At 76.0% G+C, this 521-nt stretch carries 1 protein-coding gene and 1 pseudogene; one reads left to right on the forward strand and one right to left on the reverse strand.

Annotated features, from left to right (window positions below):
- Positions 1-262, forward strand: a pseudogene (locus D471_RS32790) (PLP-dependent aminotransferase family protein); the annotation flags it as partial.
- A gap of 47 nt (positions 263-309) precedes the next feature.
- Here the strand turns inward: D471_RS32790 and D471_RS32795 are convergent.
- The coding region (locus D471_RS32795) for an alpha/beta hydrolase (protein WP_040688124.1) at positions 310-521 on the reverse strand (212 nt) is incomplete at its 5' end.

Here is a 521-nt window from a genome sequence, read left to right on the forward strand (position 1 = left end):
CAGCGTGCCCGGAGGCGGCCTGGTGCTGTGGGCCACGCTGCCCCACCCGGTCGCCGGTGCCCTCGCGGTGGCCTCGACCCGGCACGGCGTGCACCCGGCGGCGGGACCGGTGTTCGGTGTCGACGGAACCCTGGAGCGGTACGTGCGCCTGGCCTACGCCCAGCCGCCGGACGTGCTGTCCGACGCGGTGGACCGGTTGGCCGCCGCCTACGCGGACACCCTCGCGCACCCGGTCCAACCGCGCGGCCAGCTCTTCGTCTGAGGAGCGGCCCCGGGGCGCCGTGGTCCGCCCTCCTCCGGTCCCCGGCGTCAGCCCGGGGAGCCGTCGGTGAACCGTCGGGCGAAGCGGACCACCTCGGCCAGCGCCTCGTCCCGGTTGGTCTCGTTGAACAGCTCGTGCCGGGCCTCGGGGAAGATCCGGACGGTCACGTCCGAGCCCGCGAGGACGTCGACGCCCCGCTTGCTGCCGGCGAGCGGAACCAGGGCGTCGTCGGAGCCGTGCAGCCACAGCAGCGGCAGGG

Origin of the sequence: Nocardiopsis lucentensis DSM 44048, assembly GCF_000341125.1 — a bacterium.
Taxonomy (GTDB): domain Bacteria; phylum Actinomycetota; class Actinomycetes; order Streptosporangiales; family Streptosporangiaceae; genus Nocardiopsis; species Nocardiopsis lucentensis.